This window comes from Halobellus sp. MBLA0158 (assembly GCF_041477585.1).
GTDB lineage: Archaea > Halobacteriota > Halobacteria > Halobacteriales > Haloferacaceae > Haloquadratum > Haloquadratum rubicundus.
Genome location: NZ_JBGNYA010000001.1, coordinates 1,004,632 through 1,024,637, shown reverse-complemented (window position 1 = coordinate 1,024,637; position 20,006 = coordinate 1,004,632). Strand labels below are relative to the sequence as shown.

Annotated in this window: 23 protein-coding genes and 1 tRNA gene; 15 read left to right on the top strand and 9 right to left on the bottom strand. The window is 69.8% G+C overall.

All coding sequences use genetic code 11. The features are described from left to right. Positions 1-28: 28 nt before the first annotated feature. The gene (locus OS889_RS05285) at positions 29-1,156 is read right to left on the bottom strand and encodes an MFS transporter (protein ID WP_372391556.1); all 1,128 of its coding nucleotides are present in this window, start codon (positions 1,154-1,156) and stop codon (positions 29-31) included. Positions 1,157-1,320: 164 nt separating this feature from the next. Here OS889_RS05285 and OS889_RS05280 point away from each other — a divergent pair, with 164 nt between their 5' ends. After that, on the top strand, positions 1,321-1,491 hold the full coding sequence (locus tag OS889_RS05280; RefSeq protein ID WP_372387940.1) for an HVO_0758 family zinc finger protein: 171 nt from the start codon (positions 1,321-1,323) through the stop codon (positions 1,489-1,491). Positions 1,492-1,496: 5 nt separating this feature from the next. Here the strand turns inward: OS889_RS05280 and OS889_RS05275 are convergent, their stop codons facing one another. The 4 genes from OS889_RS05275 to OS889_RS05260 all read right to left on the bottom strand — a co-directional run bounded on the left by OS889_RS05275 (position 1,497) and on the right by OS889_RS05260 (position 5,361). After that, entirely contained in the window at positions 1,497-2,591 is a 1,095-nt protein-coding gene (locus tag OS889_RS05275) for an aldo/keto reductase (protein ID WP_372387938.1), read from the bottom strand. Positions 2,592-2,654: 63 nt separating this feature from the next. Beyond that, positions 2,655-3,776: a DHH family phosphoesterase gene (locus tag OS889_RS05270; RefSeq protein ID WP_372391554.1), complete on the bottom strand. Its 1,122-nt coding sequence runs from the start codon at positions 3,774-3,776 to the stop codon at positions 2,655-2,657. A gap of 242 nt (positions 3,777-4,018) precedes the next feature. Next, complete coding sequence (locus tag OS889_RS05265; RefSeq protein ID WP_372387937.1) at positions 4,019-4,930, bottom strand: SDR family oxidoreductase; 912 nt, start codon at positions 4,928-4,930, stop codon at positions 4,019-4,021. Next, the gene (locus OS889_RS05260) at positions 4,930-5,361 is read right to left on the bottom strand and encodes a DUF5791 family protein (protein WP_372387935.1); all 432 of its coding nucleotides are present in this window, start codon (positions 5,359-5,361) and stop codon (positions 4,930-4,932) included. The genes OS889_RS05265 and OS889_RS05260 overlap by 1 nt, the downstream gene beginning before the upstream one ends. 167 nt (positions 5,362-5,528) lie before the next feature. On the opposite strand from OS889_RS05260, the gene OS889_RS05255 reads away from it, so the two are divergent. The 4 genes from OS889_RS05255 to OS889_RS05240 all read left to right on the top strand — a co-directional run bounded on the left by OS889_RS05255 (position 5,529) and on the right by OS889_RS05240 (position 6,967). Beyond that, positions 5,529-6,020, top strand: coding sequence for a ferritin-like domain-containing protein (locus OS889_RS05255; RefSeq protein WP_372387933.1), 492 nt, complete (start codon positions 5,529-5,531; stop codon positions 6,018-6,020). A 31-nt stretch (positions 6,021-6,051) separates the two neighbouring features. Continuing rightward, positions 6,052-6,504 carry a metal-dependent transcriptional regulator gene (locus OS889_RS05250; protein WP_372387931.1) on the top strand — a complete coding sequence of 151 codons (453 nt, stop codon included), beginning with the start codon at positions 6,052-6,054 and terminating at the stop codon, positions 6,502-6,504. A gap of 86 nt (positions 6,505-6,590) precedes the next feature. Beyond that, complete coding sequence (locus OS889_RS05245; protein ID WP_372387929.1) at positions 6,591-6,779, top strand: hypothetical protein; 189 nt, start codon at positions 6,591-6,593, stop codon at positions 6,777-6,779. Positions 6,780-6,894: 115 nt separating this feature from the next. Continuing rightward, positions 6,895-6,967, top strand: a tRNA-Gln gene (locus OS889_RS05240). Positions 6,968-7,194: 227 nt separating this feature from the next. On the opposite strand, the gene OS889_RS05235 is transcribed toward OS889_RS05240, so the two are convergent. Then, complete coding sequence (locus tag OS889_RS05235) at positions 7,195-7,599, bottom strand: hypothetical protein (RefSeq protein WP_372387927.1); 405 nt, start codon at positions 7,597-7,599, stop codon at positions 7,195-7,197. A gap of 535 nt (positions 7,600-8,134) precedes the next feature. Between OS889_RS05235 and OS889_RS05230 the strand changes: the two genes are divergently transcribed. From OS889_RS05230 to OS889_RS05190, 9 genes are all read left to right on the top strand, one after another. Then, complete coding sequence (locus OS889_RS05230) at positions 8,135-10,468, top strand: BGTF surface domain-containing protein (protein WP_372387926.1); 2,334 nt, start codon at positions 8,135-8,137, stop codon at positions 10,466-10,468. 154 nt (positions 10,469-10,622) lie between these two features. Beyond that, positions 10,623-11,387 carry an HD domain-containing protein gene (locus OS889_RS05225; RefSeq protein WP_372387924.1) on the top strand — a complete coding sequence of 255 codons (765 nt, stop codon included), beginning with the start codon at positions 10,623-10,625 and terminating at the stop codon, positions 11,385-11,387. Between the two features lie 74 nt (positions 11,388-11,461). After that, positions 11,462-11,758: a DUF8066 domain-containing protein gene (locus OS889_RS05220; RefSeq protein ID WP_372387922.1), complete on the top strand. Its 297-nt coding sequence runs from the start codon at positions 11,462-11,464 to the stop codon at positions 11,756-11,758. Between the two features lie 48 nt (positions 11,759-11,806). Beyond that, positions 11,807-12,532, top strand: coding sequence for a diphthine--ammonia ligase (locus tag OS889_RS05215; protein ID WP_372387920.1), 726 nt, complete (start codon positions 11,807-11,809; stop codon positions 12,530-12,532). 90 nt (positions 12,533-12,622) lie between these two features. Further along, complete coding sequence (locus OS889_RS05210; protein WP_372387918.1) at positions 12,623-13,183, top strand: GNAT family N-acetyltransferase; 561 nt, start codon at positions 12,623-12,625, stop codon at positions 13,181-13,183. Between the two features lie 101 nt (positions 13,184-13,284). After that, positions 13,285-13,974: a CDP-alcohol phosphatidyltransferase family protein gene (locus OS889_RS05205; RefSeq protein ID WP_372387916.1), complete on the top strand. Its 690-nt coding sequence runs from the start codon at positions 13,285-13,287 to the stop codon at positions 13,972-13,974. Continuing rightward, positions 13,971-14,654: a CehA/McbA family metallohydrolase gene (locus OS889_RS05200; RefSeq protein WP_372387914.1), complete on the top strand. Its 684-nt coding sequence runs from the start codon at positions 13,971-13,973 to the stop codon at positions 14,652-14,654. The genes OS889_RS05205 and OS889_RS05200 overlap by 4 nt, the downstream gene beginning before the upstream one ends. Beyond that, positions 14,654-15,346 (top strand): TVP38/TMEM64 family protein, encoded by a 693-nt coding sequence (locus OS889_RS05195; protein ID WP_372387912.1) that lies wholly within the window; start codon positions 14,654-14,656, stop codon positions 15,344-15,346. Before OS889_RS05200 ends, OS889_RS05195 begins: the two co-directional genes overlap by 1 nt. 44 nt (positions 15,347-15,390) lie before the next feature. Then, on the top strand, positions 15,391-16,038 hold the full coding sequence (locus OS889_RS05190) for a metal-dependent hydrolase (protein WP_372387910.1): 648 nt from the start codon (positions 15,391-15,393) through the stop codon (positions 16,036-16,038). A gap of 59 nt (positions 16,039-16,097) precedes the next feature. On the opposite strand, the gene OS889_RS05185 is transcribed toward OS889_RS05190, so the two are convergent. Next, positions 16,098-17,057: a nucleotidyltransferase family protein gene (locus OS889_RS05185; protein ID WP_372387908.1), complete on the bottom strand. Its 960-nt coding sequence runs from the start codon at positions 17,055-17,057 to the stop codon at positions 16,098-16,100. 107 nt (positions 17,058-17,164) lie between these two features. Here OS889_RS05185 and OS889_RS05180 point away from each other — a divergent pair, with 107 nt between their 5' ends. After that, complete coding sequence (locus OS889_RS05180) at positions 17,165-17,461, top strand: transcriptional regulator (protein ID WP_372387907.1); 297 nt, start codon at positions 17,165-17,167, stop codon at positions 17,459-17,461. A 15-nt stretch (positions 17,462-17,476) separates the two neighbouring features. Here OS889_RS05180 and OS889_RS05175 read toward each other — a convergent pair whose 3' ends face one another. Both OS889_RS05175 and OS889_RS05170 read right to left on the bottom strand, forming a co-directional pair. Beyond that, positions 17,477-18,847 carry an ABC transporter ATP-binding protein gene (locus OS889_RS05175; protein WP_372387905.1) on the bottom strand — a complete coding sequence of 457 codons (1,371 nt, stop codon included), beginning with the start codon at positions 18,845-18,847 and terminating at the stop codon, positions 17,477-17,479. Next, the gene (locus OS889_RS05170; protein ID WP_372391552.1) at positions 18,844-19,953 is read right to left on the bottom strand and encodes an ABC transporter ATP-binding protein; all 1,110 of its coding nucleotides are present in this window, start codon (positions 19,951-19,953) and stop codon (positions 18,844-18,846) included. Before OS889_RS05170 ends, OS889_RS05175 begins: the two co-directional genes overlap by 4 nt. Positions 19,954-20,006: the final 53 nt, after the last annotated feature.

The window sequence follows — 20,006 nt, the reverse complement described above, 5'->3', positions numbered from 1 at the left end:
GAGGCGCGGATTCGGCGTCGCCGCCGACTCACGACGGCAGCCGATCGGTCCGATAGAGGGCGAGCAGACACGCCACCACGACGCCGAGCGCGAGCGCGAGCCGCGTGAAGATGACGTCGTAGGCGAGGCCGCTCTCCCGGAGCGCGCCGACGACCGACGAGCCCGTCGCCTGGACGAGCATCATCCCGCCGGAGTACCACGAGTACGCGCTGGCGCGGGTCTCGCCGGGAAGCGAGTCGAGGAGGTAGGTGTCGATCGCGGGAAAGAGGCTGTGGACGACGTAGCCGATGACGGCCGTGAGCGCGACGACGGGGACGAGCCCGCGCGTGACCGTCAGGAGCAGGACGGAGACGGTGAACGCGCTGATGATCGCCAGGATGTACGGCACGCGCGGCAGCCGGTCGGCGAGCCGGCCGGAGACGAAGAACGCGGGCACGCCCGCCGCGAAGATCACCGTGAGGAGGTTCTTCGCGGTCGCGTCGCCGACGCCTTTCGTCCCCATATACAGCTCGTAGAAGTTGAACAGCCCCTGCCAGACGAAGCCGGTCGCGCCGACGACGACGACGGTCAGGAGGACGATCCGCCACTCCGCCCGGACCGCGCCGATGATGTCGCGGTCCGCGGCGCCCGCGTCGGGGAGCTCTGTGGTCCGCGCGGCGACGGACAGCACGAGCGTGACGACCGCGGCGGCGACGGCGATGCAGACGAACACGACCCGCCAGTCGACGAAGAGCGTCAGCACGAGCGTGACGAGCGGCGCGGCCGCGACGGCGGCGACCTGGCTGGCCATCCCGTGGACGCCGAGCGCCCAGCCCACGCGGTCGGGGTACAGCTCGCTGACGAGCGGATTGGCCGCGACGAAGTACGCGCCCGAGGACAGGCCCATACAGAGCGCGCCGACGCCGAGCATCGGGATCGACGTCGCGCTCGCGGTGAGCGCCGCCGCGCCGGTGAGCACCGCGCCGGTCGCGAGGATCACGCGGTGGCGCGGGACGCGGGTGAGGAGCCAGCCCGTCGGGATCCGGAGCAGGGCGCTCCCGAGCCACGCGAGCGTCGCGATCAGGCCCGCGGTCCCCTCGCCGATCGCGAAGACGGCGATGAACTCCCCGAGGAGCGGCGCGAAGACGACCCGCGCGAGGTTGGCCAGGAAGATCATCGAACAGAGCGTACCGAAGAGTCGGCCCCGAGACACAGTCGGGCTTCGCGGGCGGGGCTGTCAACCCTTGCGGTCCGCGCGCGCTCGGTCGCCATCCCGCGAGTCCGCCCGGGGCCCGGTCCGGCATACGGATCTTTTTACTGCGGGCCTACGACGTACCACGTATGAAGTCGACACGGAAGGGGCTCCGAGACGGGGAGTTGGAGAAGGACACCTACGGCCGGCTCACGTGTTCGGAGTGCGGGGAGTCGCTGAAGACCCAGAACGACCCCGACGAGGTCTACACGGTCCGGCACTGCCCCGACTGCGGGAGCGAGTGGAAGGAACTCCGGTAGGCGAGCTACTCGAAGACCGCATCGAAGGCCCGCGCCCCGAGCGGTTCGAAGGTCCCGGCCGCGACGTTCTCTGGGACGTGCGCGGGCGAACTCGTGCCGACGAGCGCCGTCGTGACCCCCGGCGCGCTCCGCGCGAAGTTGATCGCCCGCTGGGCCGGGGTGTCCCCCGCCAACTCCGCGTCGACCTCGGGCGGGAGCGACGACGCGAGGTCGCCCTGGGCCAGCGTCGCGCTGGCGACGGCGTCGAGACCGATTTCCTGGGCGTACTCCAGCGCGCTGAGGTCGCCCTCCCCGTCCGGGTGCGAGTGCGCCGCGACGGTGACGGCGTCCGCCATCGCGACGTTGAACGGCAGTTGGATCGCCCCGAGTCCGACGTCGTCGACGCCGACCGCCTCGGCGGCTCGCTCCGCGCGGGCGACGACCTCGGGGAGCGAGAGGTACGCGTCGTCGCCGCGGGGCACGCGGAACGCCTCCCAGGTGGCGACGCCGTACATCCCGATGTCGCCGGCGGCGCGGCGGCGCTCCAGCGTCTCGAAGGCGGCCTGGAGCCGGTCGTAGACGGCCTCGCGGCTCCGGACCCGGAGCTGCGTCTCGGGGTTGTGGACGTAGTAGCAGTCGATCGTGTCGACCCCGAGGTTCGAGAGCGAGCGGTCCAGCATCGCATCGAGGAAGCCGGGGGCGATGGCGTGGCCCCCGCCGGCGAGGTCCTCGGGCGCGACCACGCCGGGCTCGACGAACGTCTCGCGGACGTACGCGGCCGGGTCCGCGGGGCGGGAGCCGTCGAACGGGAGGAAGCCGCCCTTCGTCGCGACGACGACCTCCTCGCGGTCGACGTCGGCCTCGCGGAGCGCCTCGCCGACGACCCGCTCGCTGCGCTGACAGCGGTAGTTGATCGCGGTGTCGACGTGGTTGATGCCGGCCGAGAGCGCCGCCGCGATCGACTCCCGGTAGCCCGCGTCGACGTCATCGGTCGGATCGCCGAGGTACGTCCCGAGCCCGACGCTGGAGGCGACGCCCGGCCCGAAGCGGCGGAAGTACGTCCGCGCGAAGGCGTCGCCGAAGCGGTCGCGGTAGCCCCAGGTGCCCTGACTCGTCGCCATACCGGCGGTACGGGGGGCAGCGGTAAACGGGCGTCGCTCCGGCGCCGAGGCGAGCGGTCCAGCTCAGGTGTCCCCCGACAGGCACGCGAAGAGCCGTTCGCGGAAGGCGTCGCGGTCGACCGTCTCGCCGTCGTCCGTCCGGATCTCGCCGTCGCGGAGGCCGATCTGGCCGCCGCCCATCCTGGCGTGTCCGCCCGCGGAGCCGTCCGCGAAGGCCGACACCGCCTCGTCGAGCGTCCGGCCCATGTGGACCCGGTCGTCGCGGGAGCGCCCCGAGAGGTGGATCGTGCCCTGCCGCTCGCCGAGGACGACCACGGCGGTGACGCCCTCGAGCAGGACCAGTTCGTCGGCGGCTTGCGGGATGGCGTCGGCGTTGGAGATGCGGCCGACGTCGCTGACCGCGAAGGGCCCGCGGACGTCGCGGCCGGCGATGGCGCGCGCCTTCAGGTCTAAGACCTCCGTCGAGACCTCGGGGTTGGCGATGCGGTCGAGGCGGTCCTCGTCGACGCCCGGATACAGGAAGCCCGCGGCGCCGAAGTCCGCGGCCGAACAGCCCGCGGTCAGCCGCTTCGTGTCGGTGAGGATGCCGTAGAGGAGGCCCGTGGCGACCGTCGACGGCACCGTGTAGGTCGAGTCGACCTCGCTCTCGTGTTTGGCCGGCGGCACGGGCGTCGCCCCCAGGTCCTCGAAGTACTCCGCGACGATGCTGGAGGCCGCGCCGTAGTCAGTGCGGACGTCGGTGAAGGCCTCGCCGGTGCCGTCGCCGGGGTGGTGGTCGATGACCGCGAAGGGGAGGACGCTGTCGGCGCCGGCGAACCCCCGCGGGCGGTTGTGGTCGACGAGGATCACGTGCTCGGCGGCGACGTCGCTGACGTGGTCGATCCGGTCGATGTCGAGTTCGAGGACGGTCTGGAACGCGCGGTTCTCCTGGTGGCGGATCTGACCGGGGTACTGCACCCGCGCGTCGGCGCCGGCCTGCTCGGCGAGGCTCGCGACGGCGATGCCGGTCGCCATCGCGTCGGGGTCCGGATTGGGATGGAGGAGGACCGCCACCTCGTCGAGCGCGGCGAGTTCGTCGCGGAACTGCGCCCCCTCGGGGCGCGTGAACCGCCGGAGGAGAGCGAGGCCGGCCACGAGCGCCAGCAGGCCGACGACGACCGCGGCGGCGACCGCCGGGTGGTCCATCGCGAACGCGCCCGCGCGGTCGAGTAGCTCCGAACCGAGGGCGAGCAGTTCGGAGAGCGGACTGGCCATACGACTCCGATGCGGATGCACCCGTAAGAAGATTCCTTCGTTTCAATCGACATACTGCGGCCGGATCGGCGGAAATCGACCCCTCGTTGCCCCGTAGTGAGTACTCCCGTCGCTTACCGCCGAACGCCGTCACCGGGGGTGGCGTTCGCGGTGAACAGTGAGAGCAATCACTATCAGATCTCCGACGCGTCCGCGCCGGCGCGGAACGCCTCGATCGCGTCGCGGTAGCCCTCGCGGAACGTCGGGTACGCGAACTCGTAGCCCAGTTCGCGGAGGCGGCCGTTGTCGCAGCGCTTGCTCGTCTGAAGGCGGCGGCGCGCGGCGTCTGAGAGGTCGGACTCTGCGAGGCGCTCTTCGATCGTCCGCTTCGGCGGTTCGGCGACGCCGCACTGCTCGGCCAGCCAGTCCGCGAAGGCCCACTTGTCGGCGGGCTCGTCGTCGGCGACGAGGACGACATCGTCGCGCGCGCGGTCCGCGTCGAGGAGGAAGCCGACCGCGCCCGCGGCGTCGTCGCGGTGGACCATATTCAGGTACCCCTCCGTGACCGGCCCCTCGATGTAGCGGTCGAGGCGGTAGCGGTCGGGGCCGTACAGCCCGGCGAAGCGCGCGACGGTCCCGTCGACGCCGACGGCGCCCGCCTCCTCGCGGGCGATCCGCTCGGCCTCCGCGAGGACCTCGGTCTTCTCGGTCGTGGGCTCGATCGGCGTCGACTCGTCGACGAAGTCGCCGTCGTGGTCGCCGTAGACCCCCGTCGAGGAGGTGTAGACGAGGCGGTCCGGAGGAGCGGCTCGATCGCCGTACTCGTCGATGACGTTCCGCAGGCCGTCGACGTAGACCTCGCGCGCGGCGTCGGCGCCGCGGCCGCCGGAGCTGGCGGCGAAGACGACCCAGTTGGCGTCCGGGAGCGCGTCCAGGGAGTCGGGGTCGGTGGCGTCGGCGCGCACGGGATCGAGCCCTGCGTCGGCGACGGTGTCCAGTCCCGATTCGGAGCGTCGCACGCCCGCGACCTCGTGGCCCGCGTCGCGGAGCTGTCGGCCGAGTTCGAGCCCGACGTAGCCGCAGCCGACGATGACGGTCCGGGCCATCAGCGGTCGTTCCGCTCGGCGAGGTACTGCTGGATCGCCGCGAGCTGGGCGAGCGTCATCGACGTCCGGCCCTCGATGGCCTGCTGGACCTCCTGGCCCGAGAGGTCGAGGTCGACGTTCGAGGCGATCGTGTCGACGTCGACGACACCGGTCGTCATCGCCATCAGCAGGTGGTCCTGGAGTTCGAGGACGATCGTTTCGGCGTCCGGGCGCCCGTCGTCGAGCGCGAGCAGCGCCGCGGCGTCTTCGACCCGCAGGTCCGGCGCGGGACCGTCGGCGACGGACTCGACGGCCTCGCGGTCGACGCCGGACTCGGCCGCGGCGGCCTCGACCCCGACGTCGTCGACGACGGCCCTGAGCTGTTCTTCGTACGCCTCGCGGAGGGCCGGCGGAGAGCGCGCCGCCGGGTCCGAGACTGCGTCGTAGAGCATACCACCACTCACCGCTCCGGCCGCAAAACGGTTTCCGAGGGGATTCCCTCCACCGCGGCCGGCGGGAGCCACCGGAGACGCCTCAGCGAAGGGGAACGGCTTAAGTTCGTCTGTACCAACCGCTTGCGTATGAACTGTGCGTCGCCCAGGGACACGGAGGTGGCCCCGTGAGCGTCGGCCACCGGGTGAACTCCGACCACCAGCTCGCGCGGCTCCTCCAGATCGGGATCGTCCTCGAGGAGGTCGTCGAGGCCCGATCGTACCACCACTACCAGTCGCTCGACGAGGGGTCGCTCGATCCCGAGATCGAGTCGCTCCTGGAGCACGCCGCCGAGGAATCCGCCGACCACCGCGAGCGCCTGGAATCGCTCGTCGACGAACTGGACGCCGAGAGCATCCCGTTCGAGGAGATCGAAACGCTCGTCGAGGCTCAGTACGGCGGCACCGACCCGGAGGACTTCGACGACATCCTCTACGACCAGCTGGCGAACGAGGAGACCGCATACAAATTCTACGACGACCTCATCGGGGCGCTGCGAGCCTCGGAGGCCACGTTCGGCATCGATCGCGACCGCCTCATCGACGTCCTCGTCGAGATCCGCGAGGAGGAGGCCGACGGCGTCGAGGAGGTCACGAAAGTGATGAACGACCGCCAATGAGACGGAACACGACGCACGACGGGAGGAAGCGATGAACACGGCCGACCAGTACGTCAAAGCGATCTATCTCCTCCAGGAGATGGAAAACGGGCCGGCCTCGACCGGCGCGCTCGCCGAACGGCTCGGCGTCAGCCCCGCGAGCGCCAACGAGATGATCGGCAAGCTCGAATCCCGCGGGCTCGCCGAACACGAGAAGTACAAGGGCGTGACCCTGACCGACGATGGGATAGTCCGCGCTCGCGACGCGCTCCAGACCTACTGCATCATCGAGCGCTTCCTCGCGAACGTCCTCTCGGTCGACGAGTTCCGCGCGGAGGCGCGCGAGCTCGAACCCGTCATCGACGACCTCGTCGCCGAGCGGCTGGACACGATCATCGACCGCAACGAGAAGTGTCCGGACTGCTTCGATCCGGAGACCGACGCGTGCTGTCACCTCGAAGTGGCCGCCGAAAGCGTCGAGACCGAAGAGCAGCGGGCGGACTGACCCCCGTGACGGGCGGGCCGACCGGGAGCGACGGGCGAGAACCGAAAGCCCACATCTTCAAGACGGTGCCGGGAGTGGCGGCGTGTATGGATGGGACAGCGGCGATCGATCGCCTCCTCGCGCTCGCGGGCGTGGGACCCCGCGAATCCGCAGAGGCGGCAGACCGACCGACGCCCTACGTGTGTAAGGGGTGCGGGACGGCGTTCGACGTCCAGTATCACGTCTGCCCGGAGTGCGGCGGATACAGCGTCGAGCCGTACACGCACCCCGAGTAGGGACCGACCGGACTGCGACCGATCGCGCGCGGCCGTCTGTGCGCCCGGCGGTCACAGCGCCGCGGCGGTCGCAACCCGATGGCTTTTCAAAGACTCCGACGTGAGTTACGGGTGGAGTCCCGTGGTGTAGCGGCCAATCATATGGGCCTTTGGAGCCCATGACGGCGGTTCGAATCCGCCCGGGACTACTTTTCAGTGGTTTGAAATGATGAGGCACAGCACCGGCTCATAAAATCTGAGATATCGTCTATGAGAACTGGAAATTCGAACTAACTCCATTCAGTATGCGTTTTCTCAACCTAAATCTCTATTCTGATATCAAATAGAAGGCTACTTATACGATGTTTGACTCGTCTGCTCACGGGCTGACAACAGACGAAATGCGTGCGCAGGAGGGACTCGGTCGGTGACCGTTTCACAGCCGAGTCGTCACTCCCGGGAGCCCGTTCTTTCGACCCAGCTTGTCGATGACAGAGTCCGTCGACAGTCGAGCCGACAGAACGACCATCCGATAGCGTATGCGCCGTCGACGGCCCGAGTAAAATTTAATGAAACGACTTCTCATACGGTCGATCTCTCTCGTATTGCTACTCCTGTTCAGTCTGTTCGGCAGCGCCGTGGTCACGGTCGACGTCGCCGCCGCTGATCCGGGAACGATCTCGTTCGATTCGTCGACGTACGCCGACGGCGACACCGTCACGGTGACCGTCGACGACGCCGATCTCTCGACGAGTGAGACGTACGTTGTTAATATTGAGTCCGAGACGGAATCGAAAATCGATATACTGGATGAAGATATCGCCGATGGTTCCAAAACCATCGTTTCAGATCATCCTGTCGCAGATTTAAACGATAACAACAAAATAGATGCGAAAGATCTGGTATACACTAATCAAAGAGACAATTCTGGAGGTATATCAAGTGTTACGCGGAACTCAGACGGAACAGTCGAAATCGATTTAATCACATCGTCAGATTCGGATGACACAATCTCTTATAAATCATCTGAGACTATTGTACTATCTCACAGTACTGGAAGTAAATTCTCAGGCACAAAATCCGTAGATAGCACAGACAGTCCAGGAACGCTTCAGGTAACTACTGATGACAACATTAATTCAACATATTATGATCAAAGCGCGAGCACAACACGGGAAGCGATAGCTACTATCGAAGCAGAAACAGAGACTAAATCAATTCCTCTATCCCTCGGCCCAGTCGCCGAATTTTCAGTCGGAGACCTCGGTGCCACGACGCCCGCACACACGGCGAGCGTCATCGAAATCCCGTTCAGCGAGGACGTCTCGAAGGCGGGCGGCGCAGCGGGCGCGCTCGCGCTCGGGGACAACATCACCGTGAGCGTCGACGGCGACGACGTCACGTCGCGGTACGTCCTCGACGCCGACGGGTCGAGCGGCGGCCAGGTCGTGCTCAGTTCCGGGACGGCGCTCGGCCCGCGGGCGAACGCGTCGGTCCGGATCGACGCCGTCAACGACTCGATCGACACCGAGACGATCAGGCCCGGCATCGTCGACGTCGCGGTGACAGACGCAACCGTGACGGAGGGCAGCGACGCCGACGTCTACGAGAACGCGACGATCGCGTTCGTCGCGAACGGCGGCAGCGACGACGTCGATCAGTCCTTCGAGGTGGTAGACGAGACCGACGCGCTCGTCTTCGCCGGCCGGACCGGCAGCGGAAGTCAGGCGTTCGTCTTCGACACCGACGCGCGGAACTGGAGCGGCGGGTACGAGATCGAAACGCGGCTCGACGACGGGCGCGCGGACGAGCGAACGGACCTCGCCGTCCGAGCGCTGGAGCTGGACGTCGCGGTCGACGACCGGAACCTCACCACCGACGACGCCGTCGAGGGGACGGTTCTGGCGAACGCGGGCGGTCGGACGGTCGAGGTCGCGCTCGCGGACGAGAGCGGGGCCGTGGTCGCGCGGGCGAACGAGACGCTCGCCGGGAACGGCGAGACGCCGATCGAGATCGGCGGCGACGCGCTGGCGGCCGCGGGCCCGGGGAACTACACGGTGACGGTGACCGACGTCGCGACCGAGACGGCGAGCGCTTCGGAGGCGATCACCGTCGTCGACGCGGCGCTCCGGACCGCGGCGTTCCGCTCGTCCGTCGTCGGCGAGGACGCCGGCGACGTCGTCGAGATCGGCGTCGAACTGGCGTACGCCGACGCCGTCACGGTCACGATCGGAAGCGACGCGGACGGCTTCGGCGCCAACGTCACGGTCGATGACCGGAACGGCGACGGGAGGGTCCGGCTGCGCTTCAACACGGACGCGGTCGTCGGAGAGACTGCCCTGCCGGCCGACGGCGGCGACGTCTTCGCGACCGCTCCGCCGCGCGGGGCGAACGCGACCGCGAATGTGACCGACGCGGTCGTCGCGGCCGACGTCGACGACCGCTACGCGATCCAGGGATCGCTGGCGGCCGGCGAGTACGAACTCGGCGTGCGGCCCGGAACGGACGCGAGTGCGGCCGCCGAGTCGGTCGGGACGCTCGTCCTCGACGCGCCGGCGCCCGAGTCGCTCGCCACGTGGGTCGCGCCCGCCGGAACGGATTTCGGGGCGTTCGAGGACGTCGAAGCAGCGGCGGACGCGGCGCGTCTCGTGCCGTCGACGGAGATCGCGGTCGGCGACGTCGTCGTCCACCGGATCGTCGCGCCCGGACTCGCGGGAGCGCTCGCGTCGCAGTCCGGCTCGACCGCCGAGGCGTTCTTCGCGCTGGCCGGCACGGCTCCGGGCCATCGCCACGCGCTGAACGTCACCCAGGCGGATCCGGGCGCGAACGCGGAAGCCTACCAGCTGGAACTGAACCACAGCAACGCCGACGTCGTCGCCGACCCCGCGAACGACACGTACGTCGTCGCGTACCGACTCGACGGGCCCGGCGCTGCCGACGACGACGCGGTCGGGACCCGCGAATCGACCGGCGCTCCCGGCCCGGGCGACGCGCTCACGGTCGAGTTCGCCGTCAACGAGAGCGGCCCCTTCGACGGCCTCGACGACACCGAGCGGTCGATGGGCGGCGAGTACGCGCTCGTGGAGGGGCGGATCGCGACCGACCGCGAGCCGGTGGTCGTCGCCGCCGCGGCGAATCAATCGATCGGCGGCCGAACGACCGCCGCGCCGGGGACGGTGCTGGACCTCCGGATCCGCTCCGCGAACGGGAGCGGCGCGTTCCTGAAGACCGGATCGGCCGTGGTCGATCCCGAAGGCGACTGGCGCGCCGTCTTCGACTTCGGCAACCGGAGCGTCGGCGAGAACTTCACCCTGACGTCGAGGGTCGGCGTCGTGGCCGACGACGCCGAACTGGCGGTCGCGGGAGTGGTCCGCGCGAACGCGACGAACGTGACGAACGCGACGACGCCGAACGGCACGACCGCGAGCGGTGCGGGCGGCGGTGGTGCGCCCGGCGCCGCCGGACGATCTGGAGGCGATAGCATCCGAGTCGATGCCACCGCGACGGCGACGGCGCGGCCGACCGCGGCACCGACCGAGAGCGACGGCTCGATAGCGGACTCGATCCGGGAGTTCGGTGAGGAGGTCGTCGCGGAGGTCACGAACGACCGCGGGGAGCCCCTCGGCGACCGGCTGTCGGGCTTCGACGTCGTCGTCGTGGTGTCGTTCCTCTCGCTCGTCGGGTGCTTCTTCTTCGTGCGGTACGTATGAGCACACGGCACAAAATCGGAGAATCCCGCGCGAACCACGACCTTCGGGTCGTCGTAACGCCTAAGAACCGAAGAACCGTTCTATCCGGTAATGAACCCAAACGCGAACGTCGATCTCGTCGACCCCCCGACGGGGACGGAACCGAGGTGGTTCCGTGGGCGTTGAGATCAAGGAGTCGGCGGTCAGCGACGCGGAGTTCGAGGAGATGAAGCGGTTCGTCCGCGATTACCTCACCGCGAGCGTCGAGAGCGAAGAGGACGGCGGCCGGATGCGGTGGTACCCCTGGCACAGCGCCGAGTACCGCTTCAACCACATCCTGAACGTCGTCAAGCTCGCGACGCGCATCGCCGAGCGGGAGGGCGCGGACGTCGACGTCGTCCGCGTGGCGGCGCTGTTCCACGACATCTCGAAGCTCGAAGCCGAACAGGAGGTCCACGCCGAGGAGGGCGCCCGCGTCGCCCGCGAGTACCTGACGACCCACGGGGACTTCCCGCAGTCGTTCGTCGAGCAGGTGTGTCAGGTCGTCGCCGACCACTCCTACCAGGGCCCGCTCGACGACGTCTCCCTGGAGACCCAGAGCCTCATCGAGGCCGACATCCTCGACAAGGTCGGCGCCAACGGGGCCGCCCTGATGCTCCTGCGGATGGGCTACGAGGCGCGGACGCACATGGACGCCGCCGAGATGGTCGAGCGCGTCCTCGAACGCGGCCGCGACGCCACGGACCGGATCAACTCCGACGCCGCCGAGAGCATCGCCCACGAGCGGCTCAAGCGCGTCAAGTGGTTCCGCGAGTGGCTCGAAGGCGAGGTCCCGCAGATGGACCACGAGACCGAACCCGACGACGAGTCGGGCGCCGAAGACGCCAGTGCGGGCACCGACTCCGGCGCCGAGTCCCCGGTCGATTCCGACAAGCGCTAACTCCGACCGAGGCCGTACAGCGCCGGACCGCCGACGGCGACACGCTTACTTGTCCGTCGGGAGACGTGCGTAGCGTGCCCTCCGAGTTTCCGCCGCGGCTGTCGAGGAACGCGAAGATCGCGCTCGGCGCGGTCCTCCTCGTCACGCTCGCGTACAGTTTCGTCATCGCCGGCCAGATCCTCATCTGGTTCGTGATCGTGGGGATCGCCGCCGGGATCTACGTCGCCTGGGCGCTCGTCGTCGCCGTCTACCGGATGGTCGAGGCCGTCGAGCGCCTCGCCGACGCGATGGAGGCGCGGAACCGCCGCGAGGCTGGAACAGAGGACGCCTCCCGAATCGACACCGAGGACGAGCGCGTCGACGACGCCTGAAGCCGCCGAACCGGTGCTCGTTTGTACGCCGGCGGCCAACATCGGCCGATGACCGATTCCGGCAAGTGGGTGAGCCTCTTCTCCGGCGGCAAAGACTCCTCGTGGGCGCTCTACCGCGCGCTCGAAGAGGGACTGGACGTCGCGCGGCTCCTCACCGTCCACCCCGGCGACGACTCGTATATGTACCACGTGCCGGAGACCCGGCTGGCCGGCCTCGCGGCCGAGAGCATCGGTATCGAACTCGTGGAGGTCGAACCCGACGACCTCGGCGCCGCCGACGCCGACGACGCGGGCGCGCAGGGCGACCGCGAGGTCGAGCCCCTGGAGGCCGCGCTCGAGGACCTCCGATCGGAACTGGACGGCGGCCTCGCCGGCGTCACGGCGGGCGCCGTCGAGAGCGAGTACCAGACCTCCCGCATCGAGGCGATGTGCGACCGGCTCGGGATCGACCTCTTCGCGCCGCTGTGGCAGCGCGATCCGCGCGAGCTCGGCGAGGAGATGCTCGCGGTGGGCTTCGAGATCACCATCGTTCAGGTCGCCGCCGGCGGCCTCGACGAGTCGTGGCTCGGCCGCGCGCTCGACGCCGACGCCCTCGACGAACTGGCCGAACTCAACGACGCCTACGGCGTCCACGTCCTCGGCGAGGGCGGGGAGTTCGAGACGCTCGTGACCGACGGCCCGCATATGGACCGGCCGATCGAACTGGAGTACGAAACGGTCTGGGAGGGGACGCGCGGCCACATCCGCGTGACGGACGCCTGGCTCGGCGAGTGAGCGGGCGGCAAAACGCCGGACCACCCAACGGCCCCATCGGCACCGAATCGGACCAGCATATTTATTTCTCTCTTCAATATATATCCTCGCGTGACGAAGGCGTGGAAGCTGTCCCGAAACCGCTACGGACGCGCCGTCTACGATCGGTTGCAGGCGCTCGGGGTGACGGCGACGCTGATGACGGAGTACGTGGCGGCGCTTCCGACCGACGGGGCGACTGACCGGGGGGCGAATCATACGGTGGGCGTCGTCGATCCCGAGCGAGTCGCGTCGCTCGGCGCGCCGCGGTCGGAACTCCAGCCCGGCGAGGTCGTCATCGCCGCCTTCGACGGGGACGAACCGGCCGGATACCTGTTCTGTTCGCTGGACGCCACGCACACGATCGACCCGCTCGAACGGGAGCGGAGCTTCGAGGGCGCGTACATCAGACGCGTGTTCGTCGATCCCGACCGCCGGAACCGGGGCGTCGCGACGGCGCTGGTCGCGCACGCGTGCCGGTGGGCGAGCGACCGGGGCGCGGCGCGGGCGACCGCGCTCGTCGCCCGGGACAACGTCCCGTCCCGACGGCTGTTCGAGCGCGAGGGGTTCGAGCCGGCCCGCACCCACGGCTATATTCGACTCGGCCGGTTTTCGTACTATCGCACGTACTGACCCGTTTCTCTCCCCTCGAATACATAGATATATAAATATCTACTAAGTAAATAGTTCTCGGAGTATTTTTAACACGCGTGCGTGCCACCGGTCCGACAAGGATGAGTCAGGAAGTCAGAGAGGCGCTCCGGGAGGTCAGGGCCCGGGTCGAGAGCACGGACCGGGTGCTCGATCCGATCGACCGAACGAACGTCGCGGCGCAGTTGACGGGGGCCGACTACATCAGCCTCGGGGCCCTGTTCGTCGCGTGGGGCTGTGCGCTGCTGTTCCTCCGGGGCGAGCCGAACCTCGCGCTGCTGGCGATGTTCGGCGCGTTCCTCCTGGACAAGGCGGACGGCTGGTACGCGCGTCGGACGGGCGAGTCCTCGCCGTTCGGGCGCCGGGTCGACTCCTTCATCGACGTCTTCGCGTACCTCGTGCCGGCGGCTCTCCTCTACCGGGTGTTCTCCCCGCATATGGCCGCGACGTGGATCGTCGGCTTCCTGATCCTCGCCTTCGGCGGCCTGCGCCTCATCCGCCACAACGAGGAGGGGTTCGGCGAGGACGACGGCCGCAGCTACTACCACGGGACGACGGTGGTCCACACGAACCTCGTCGTCGTCGGGAACTACCTCCTCGCGGCGCTGTTCGGCTGGTCGGGGTGGCTCGCCGGCGTCCTCATCGCGGCCGCCTGCCCGCTCATGATCTCGAACTACAAGGCGTACAAGACCGACGCGAGCCACGTCCTCGCCGGCATCGGCGCGCTGGTCGCGGGCGGGATCGCGCTCTGCCTTGAGCTGGGTTACCTATGACGGAGGGGCGGACCGTCACCGTCGACCCGCACCTCCACACCGTCGCCTCGTACGACGGCCACGCCACCCCCGAGCGGCTGCTCGACGCGGCCGAGCGGGCCGGCCTGGACGCGGTCGTCGTCACCGACCACGACACCGTCGAGGGCGCCCGCGTCGCAAAGACGCTCGCGGCGGACCGCGACGTGGTGGTCGTCGTCGGCTGCGAGGTCTCGACCGCCGACGGGCATCTGCTGGCGATCGGCGTCCACGACGCTCCCGAGCCCGGTCGACCGCTCCCGACCACGGCGCGCGCGGTCCGCGATCGGGGCGGGCTCGCGGTCGTTCCGCACCCGTTTCAGCGATCGCGACACGGGGCGCGAGCCGACGCCATCGAGGCCGTCGACGGCATCGAGGTCCACAACGCGCACGCGCTCTTGAACATCCGCAACGGACAGGCCCGGAGCTTCGCCGCACGGCGCGGGTACGCGATGTTCGGCGGGAGCGACGCCCACCGAGCGGGCACCGTCGGGCTGGCGACGACGGCGGTGACGCTCCCGCCCGAGACCGACCTCACCTCCGAGTCGCTCGTCGGCGCGATGCGTGACGGCGACACCACCGCGGTCGGACGCCGCACCTCGACTTGGCAGTACGTCAGCAAGCTGTTCGCCAACGCGCGGTACCGAACGCTGTCGCTGGTGTGATGCGCGACGACGTCTTCGCCTCCCCGGCCGCCCGCCGGAGCGCCGCCGCCCGCGTCCTGCTGCTCGTGGGGTCGTTCGTCGTCGCCGCCGTGGCCGTCGAGCGGTTCGTCCCGTCGGCGACGGACCCCGAGTGGATCCGGAGCCAGCTGGCGGGCCTCGGCTGGTACGCGCCGCTCGCGTTCGTCGCCCTGCAGACCGTCCAAGTCGTCGTCGCGCCCATCCCCGGACAGGTCCTCGGCGGCGTCGGCGGGTACCTCTTCGGGAGCCTCCCCGGGGTCGCCTACAGTATGCTCGGCGTCACCGCGGGGAGCGCCATCGTGTTCTCCGCGAGTCGACGGTTCGGACGGCCGTACGTCGAACGCGTGATCGAGCCCGCGACGCTGGAGCGGTGGGACGCGTTCTTCGACCGGAACGGCGCCGCCGGACTGTTCGTGCTCTTCCTTTTGCCGACGTTCCCCGACGACCTGCTCTGCTTCGTCGCCGGGCTCTCGGACCTCCGCGCTCGAAGGTTCCTGGCACTCGTCATCGTCGGTCGGACCCCCTCGTTCCTCCTCGTCGCCTACGTCGGCACGCGGGTCGCCGACGGCGCGCTCGTCCGGGCCGGGGTGCTCGTCGTCGCGCTCGGCGTCGTCTCCGTTGTCGTCTATCTGTACAGGCGGCGGCTGGTACTCGCCCTCGGCGGCGAGGGGTGACGAGTATTTATACTACCGAGCCCTCGGTAGCCGTAGATAGCCGTATGATGGCGTTCACCCACGGGCTCGCGAGCGTCGCCGTCGCGACCGCGTTGCTGCCCTTCGGACCCGAGTACGCCGCGCCGCCGGTGCTCGCAGCGGCGCTCCTCGGCGGGATCGCGCCCGACCTGGACGTGGTCGCCGACCACCGGAAGACGCTCCACTTCCCGGTCGGATACACCGCACTCGCGGCGGGCCTCCTCGGGGTCCACGCGGTCGCCGCCGATCCGACGCTGTGGCTCGTCTGGGTGGCCGTCGCCGCGGCGGCGGCCCACTCGTGGGCGGACGTCCTCGCTGGCAGCGTCGAGGCCGAGCCGTGGAACCCGACGACCGAGCGGGCGGTGTACAACCACGCGCTCGGCGCCTGGCACCGCCCGCGGCGGCTGGTCCGGTACTCGGGCGCGGTCGAGGACGTCCTCCTGGGGCTCGCGTGCGCGGGCGTCGCCGTCGCCGCACCGGTCACCGGCCCGACGGCGGACGCCGGCCTGATCGCGGTCGGCGCGCTGTCCGGCCTCTACGCGGTGCTCCGCCATCCGAGCGTCCGGCTGGACGCGATCGCCGAGCGATTCCCCGCCGCGTGGGCGCGGCTCCCCGCGATCAGCGTCGAGGAGACCGAAAGCGGCGCCACCACGGTGTCGCTCCGGTACCGGTAGCCGAATCGGCGGCGAGAGGAACGAACCGCGAATCCGGTACGAGTCGGCGGCGACGCGGGCTATCCGAGCCGGGAGTGTGCGCCGACCAGCGCCGCGGAGAGGTCCAGACTCTCCACGTGGGCGTGCTCGTCGACGATCGTGCTCCGGAGCTCCGAGTCGCGGATCACCGCGTCGCCGAAGACGACGCTCCGATCGAGCGTCGAGTCGGTGATTTCGGCGCCGGCCATCACGTGGACGTTCTCACCCAGTTCGACGTTGTCGAGCGTCGCGTCCCCGTGGATGTAGGTGTCGCCGCCGAGGTGCCACGACACCGCCTCCAGGTAGCTCTCGGGCGTGCCGATGTCGAACCACGCGCCGTCGAACGTGAACGCGTTGACGACGCCCCGGTCCTGGAGCCACTTCATAAACCATCCCGGCTCGTCGGGGTTGTTGCCGTTCGCGAGGTAGGTCTCGAAGTCCGGGAGCGTCTCCGCGGGGAAGGCGTAACAGGCGATCGAGACGAGCGTGCTCTGTGGATCGTCGGGCTTCTCCTGGAAGTCGACGACGCGGTCGCCGTCCAGCTGGACGAGGCCGTAGGACTTCGCGCGCTCCTTCGAGCCGACGTCGTAGGCGGCGAGACACGGCGTCCCCTTCGACTCGAAGAAGTCGACGAACTCCGAGACCTGGAAGGAGAGGAGGTTGTCGCCCGCGATGACGACCAGGTCGTCGTCGACGCCCTCGCGGTCGATGAGCTGTTCGAGCGCGCCGACGACGCCGAACTTCTCGTCCTCCTCGACGGTCTCCTCGACGGAGACGGTCGGCTTGTCGTAGGGCGAGTCGGCGAGGAACGCCTCGAAGTCGCCGGCGAAGGCCTCGTTGGTGCTCACGAACACCTCGTCGATCCGGTCGTCGGCTTCGAGTTCCTCGAAGATGATGTCGATGACCGTGCCGTCGCCGATCGGCAAGAGCATCTTCGGCCGGTCTTTCGTGATCGGCCACATCCGCGTCGCGTACCCGCCCGCGAGGACAACAGCCTTCATACGTATGCTCTCCGCCCGGAGTCTCAAGATTGTTTCCCCAGCGGCCTCTCTCGCCGTCCGCCGGTCGGAGAGAAGGATCTATTGCGGTCCGCCGCCGGAGTAGGGATATGTCCGAACCGGGCGAGGACGCCACGACGAGACAGCGGATCGCCGACGCGCTCCGCGCCGAGCCCCACGACGCGACCGCCCTCTCGACCGCGGTCGGCGTGCCCCGATCGTCGGTCTACCGACACGTCGAACACGTCGCCCAGAGCGTCGACGGCGAGGACGAGCAGTTCCTCGTCGCCCCGCCGGAGTGCCGCGAGTGCGGCTTCGACGGCTTCGACGACCCGCTGAACGACCCCTCGCGGTGTCCGGAGTGCCGCTCGGAGCGGATCGCCGAGCCGCGGTTCGTGATCGAGTGAGCGGCGCGAAGGCCGTCAGTCCGCCGAGTCGCGGGCGCCGGCATCGCGATCGACGTCATCGGCGTCGGCCGCGGACGCCTCGTCGAGGAGGTGACAGGCGGCGGTGTGTGCGTCGCGGCCGGCGCTCTCCCCGTCGAGGTCGCGCATCCGCGGCGACGACGCCTCGCAGGGCGAGCGGAACACCCGCGCCAGGACCTCCGCCGCGGCCGCGTCGTCGCCCGCGACGAGTCGGCCGAGCGCGCGGTCGAGGACCGCCTCCGCGTCGGGGTCCGACAGCGGCTCGGGGAGGTCGAACTCGCGTCTGAGTGCAGTCTGTACCGCCTCGCTGGCGACGTCGTCGGGGTCGACGCCCCGCTCGGCCGCGACGTACTCGCGAACCGCGCCGACGTCGATGCTCGACTCTCGGCCGAGCCGGATCCGGAAGCGGTGGAGCCGTCGCCAGTCCTCGCCGTCGAGGTCGTAGCCCTCCGGCGGGATCACCTCGGGACACCGCGTGTGGAACCGACAGCCGTCGGGCGGGTCGGCCGCGCTCGGGACCTCGCCCCGGAGTCGGACGTCGGGCCGCTCGACTCGCGGGTCGGGGATCGGCATCGACGCGAGCAGGGCTCGGGTGTAGGGGTGCTGCGGATCGCCGAACACGGACTCGACCGGCCCGGACTCGACGACCTCGCCGAGGTACATCACGGCCACGCGGTCGCAGACCTCGCGGACGACGGCGAGGTCGTGGCTGATCAGGAGGACGGCGAGGTCGAGTTCCCGCCGGAGGCGGTCCAGCAGTCCGAGGACGTCGGCCTGCACGGACGCGTCGAGCGCCGAGACGGGCTCGTCCGCGACCAGGAGGTCGGGATCGACGACGAGCGCGCGGGCCAGCGCCGCCCGCTGCTTCTCGCCGCCGGAGAGCTCGTGCGGGTAGCGGTCGGCGTCGCGTCGATCGAGGCCGACGCGCTCCAGCGTCGATTCGGCGAGCCGGCGCCTGCGCGCACGGTCCGCCATCCCCTGGACGGCCAGCGGCTCGGCGACCGACTCCCCGATCGACCGCCGGGGGTCGAAGCTCGACGTCGGATCCTGGAAGAGCAACTGCGCGCGGCGGCGGAACCGCTTGAGCGCCGGCCGATCGTACTCGGTGACGTCCTCGCCGCGAAAGCGGACGGTGCCGCCCGTGGGCTCGTCGATCCGGAGGATCGCCCGCGCCGCCGTCGACTTCCCGCAGCCGGACTCGCCGACGAGCCCGACCGCCTCGCCGCGCTCGACCGTCAGGTCAACGCCGTCGACGGCGCGGACGCGCCCCGCCTCGCGGTTCCAGAAGCCCTCCGTGAGCCGGTAGTGCTTTTCGAGGCCGCGGACGGCCAAGAGCGGCGCGTCGGCGGAGGATCGATCAGCGGTCATCGCGTCTCACCCGCGTCGGCGTCGGCGTTGGCCTCGCCCTCGGTCGGATCGGATCCGTAGACGACGCCGGGATCACCGTCAGGTCGGAAGTGAACGCAGGACGCGACGTGTTCGGCGGCCGCGGCGTCGCCGTCGGGGGCCGATTCCGAGCCCGGCGTCGGATACAGCGGCGGGTGCTCGCCCTCCCGGCAGGCGTCGACGGCGTGGGGGCACCGTGCGCGGAACCGACAGCCAGGCGGCGGGTCGCCGTCTGTCGCCGAACTACGACCGGAAGACGACGTTGAGTGCTGGCCGTCCGTACCTGCGTTCGCTGAGGTCCCCGAGCGCCCGAATCCGCGCCGCCCCGGAAGCGCGTCGAGCAGGGCTCGCGTGTACGGGTGCGACGGCCGCTCGAAGACGTCGTAGACGCTCCCGCGCTCCATCACGAGCCCGTCGTACAGCACGACGACGCGGTCCGCCATCTCGGCGACGACGCCGAGGTCGTGGGTCACGAGCAGCAGCGCCATCTCCCTCTCAGACTGGAGCTCGTCGAGCAGTCGGAGCACCTGCGACTGGATCGTCACGTCGAGCGCGGTCGTCGGCTCGTCGGCGATCAGGAGATCCGGCTCGCCCGCCAGCGCCATCGCGATCGCGACGCGCTGTTTCATCCCGCCGGAGAGCTCGTGGGGGTAGTCGTCGATCCGACCGGCCGGGTCGGGGAGGCCGACGCGGTCGAGGAGGTCGATCGCGCGCGTCCGGGCCTCGCGCTTGGAGACGTCCGCGTGGAGCCGGACCGCCTCGGCGACCTGCCAGCCGATCGAGTACACCGGATTCAGCGCGCTCTGGGGGTTCTGGAACACGTGGGCGATCCGATCGCCGCGGAGCGCGCGGAGTTCCGACTCGGGGAGCGCGCGGAGGTCGCGCCCGTCGAAGCGGAGCTCGCCGGCGACGACGTCGCCGCCGTCGGCGTCGACCAGGCCGGTGATCGACTCGCTCGCGACGGTCTTGCCGCTGCCGGACTCGCCGACGAGACAGACCGTCTCGCCGCGGGCGACGTCGAAGGAGACGCCGTCGAGCGCGCGCACGGGTCCGGCGTCGGTCCGGAAGCGCGCGCGGAGGTCCGACACGCGGAGGAGCGGATCGCGGGCGTCGCCGCCGGCGTCCTCGCCGCGGTCGTCAC

Coding starts and splice junctions, on each gene's coding strand:
- OS889_RS05285 (WP_372391556.1), bottom strand. CDS start 1,156: ATGATCTTCCTGGCCAACCTCGCGCGGGTCGTCTTCGCGCCGCTCCTC.
- OS889_RS05280 (WP_372387940.1), top strand. CDS start 1,321: ATGAAGTCGACACGGAAGGGGCTCCGAGACGGGGAGTTGGAGAAGGAC.
- OS889_RS05275 (WP_372387938.1), bottom strand. CDS start 2,591: ATGGCGACGAGTCAGGGCACCTGGGGCTACCGCGACCGCTTCGGCGAC.
- OS889_RS05270 (WP_372391554.1), bottom strand. CDS start 3,776: ATGGACCACCCGGCGGTCGCCGCCGCGGTCGTCGTCGGCCTGCTGGCG.
- OS889_RS05265 (WP_372387937.1), bottom strand. CDS start 4,930: ATGGCCCGGACCGTCATCGTCGGCTGCGGCTACGTCGGGCTCGAACTC.
- OS889_RS05260 (WP_372387935.1), bottom strand. CDS start 5,361: ATGCTCTACGACGCAGTCTCGGACCCGGCGGCGCGCTCTCCGCCGGCC.
- OS889_RS05250 (WP_372387931.1), top strand. CDS start 6,052: ATGAACACGGCCGACCAGTACGTCAAAGCGATCTATCTCCTCCAGGAG.
- OS889_RS05245 (WP_372387929.1), top strand. CDS start 6,591: ATGGATGGGACAGCGGCGATCGATCGCCTCCTCGCGCTCGCGGGCGTG.
- OS889_RS05235 (WP_372387927.1), bottom strand. CDS start 7,599: ATGGTTTTGGAACCATCGGCGATATCTTCATCCAGTATATCGATTTTC.
- OS889_RS05215 (WP_372387920.1), top strand. CDS start 11,807: ATGACCGATTCCGGCAAGTGGGTGAGCCTCTTCTCCGGCGGCAAAGAC.
- OS889_RS05205 (WP_372387916.1), top strand. CDS start 13,285: ATGAGTCAGGAAGTCAGAGAGGCGCTCCGGGAGGTCAGGGCCCGGGTC.
- OS889_RS05200 (WP_372387914.1), top strand. CDS start 13,971: ATGACGGAGGGGCGGACCGTCACCGTCGACCCGCACCTCCACACCGTC.
- OS889_RS05195 (WP_372387912.1), top strand. CDS start 14,654: ATGCGCGACGACGTCTTCGCCTCCCCGGCCGCCCGCCGGAGCGCCGCC.
- OS889_RS05190 (WP_372387910.1), top strand. CDS start 15,391: ATGATGGCGTTCACCCACGGGCTCGCGAGCGTCGCCGTCGCGACCGCG.
- OS889_RS05185 (WP_372387908.1), bottom strand. CDS start 17,057: ATGAAGGCTGTTGTCCTCGCGGGCGGGTACGCGACGCGGATGTGGCCG.
- OS889_RS05180 (WP_372387907.1), top strand. CDS start 17,165: ATGTCCGAACCGGGCGAGGACGCCACGACGAGACAGCGGATCGCCGAC.
- OS889_RS05175 (WP_372387905.1), bottom strand. CDS start 18,847: ATGACCGCTGATCGATCCTCCGCCGACGCGCCGCTCTTGGCCGTCCGC.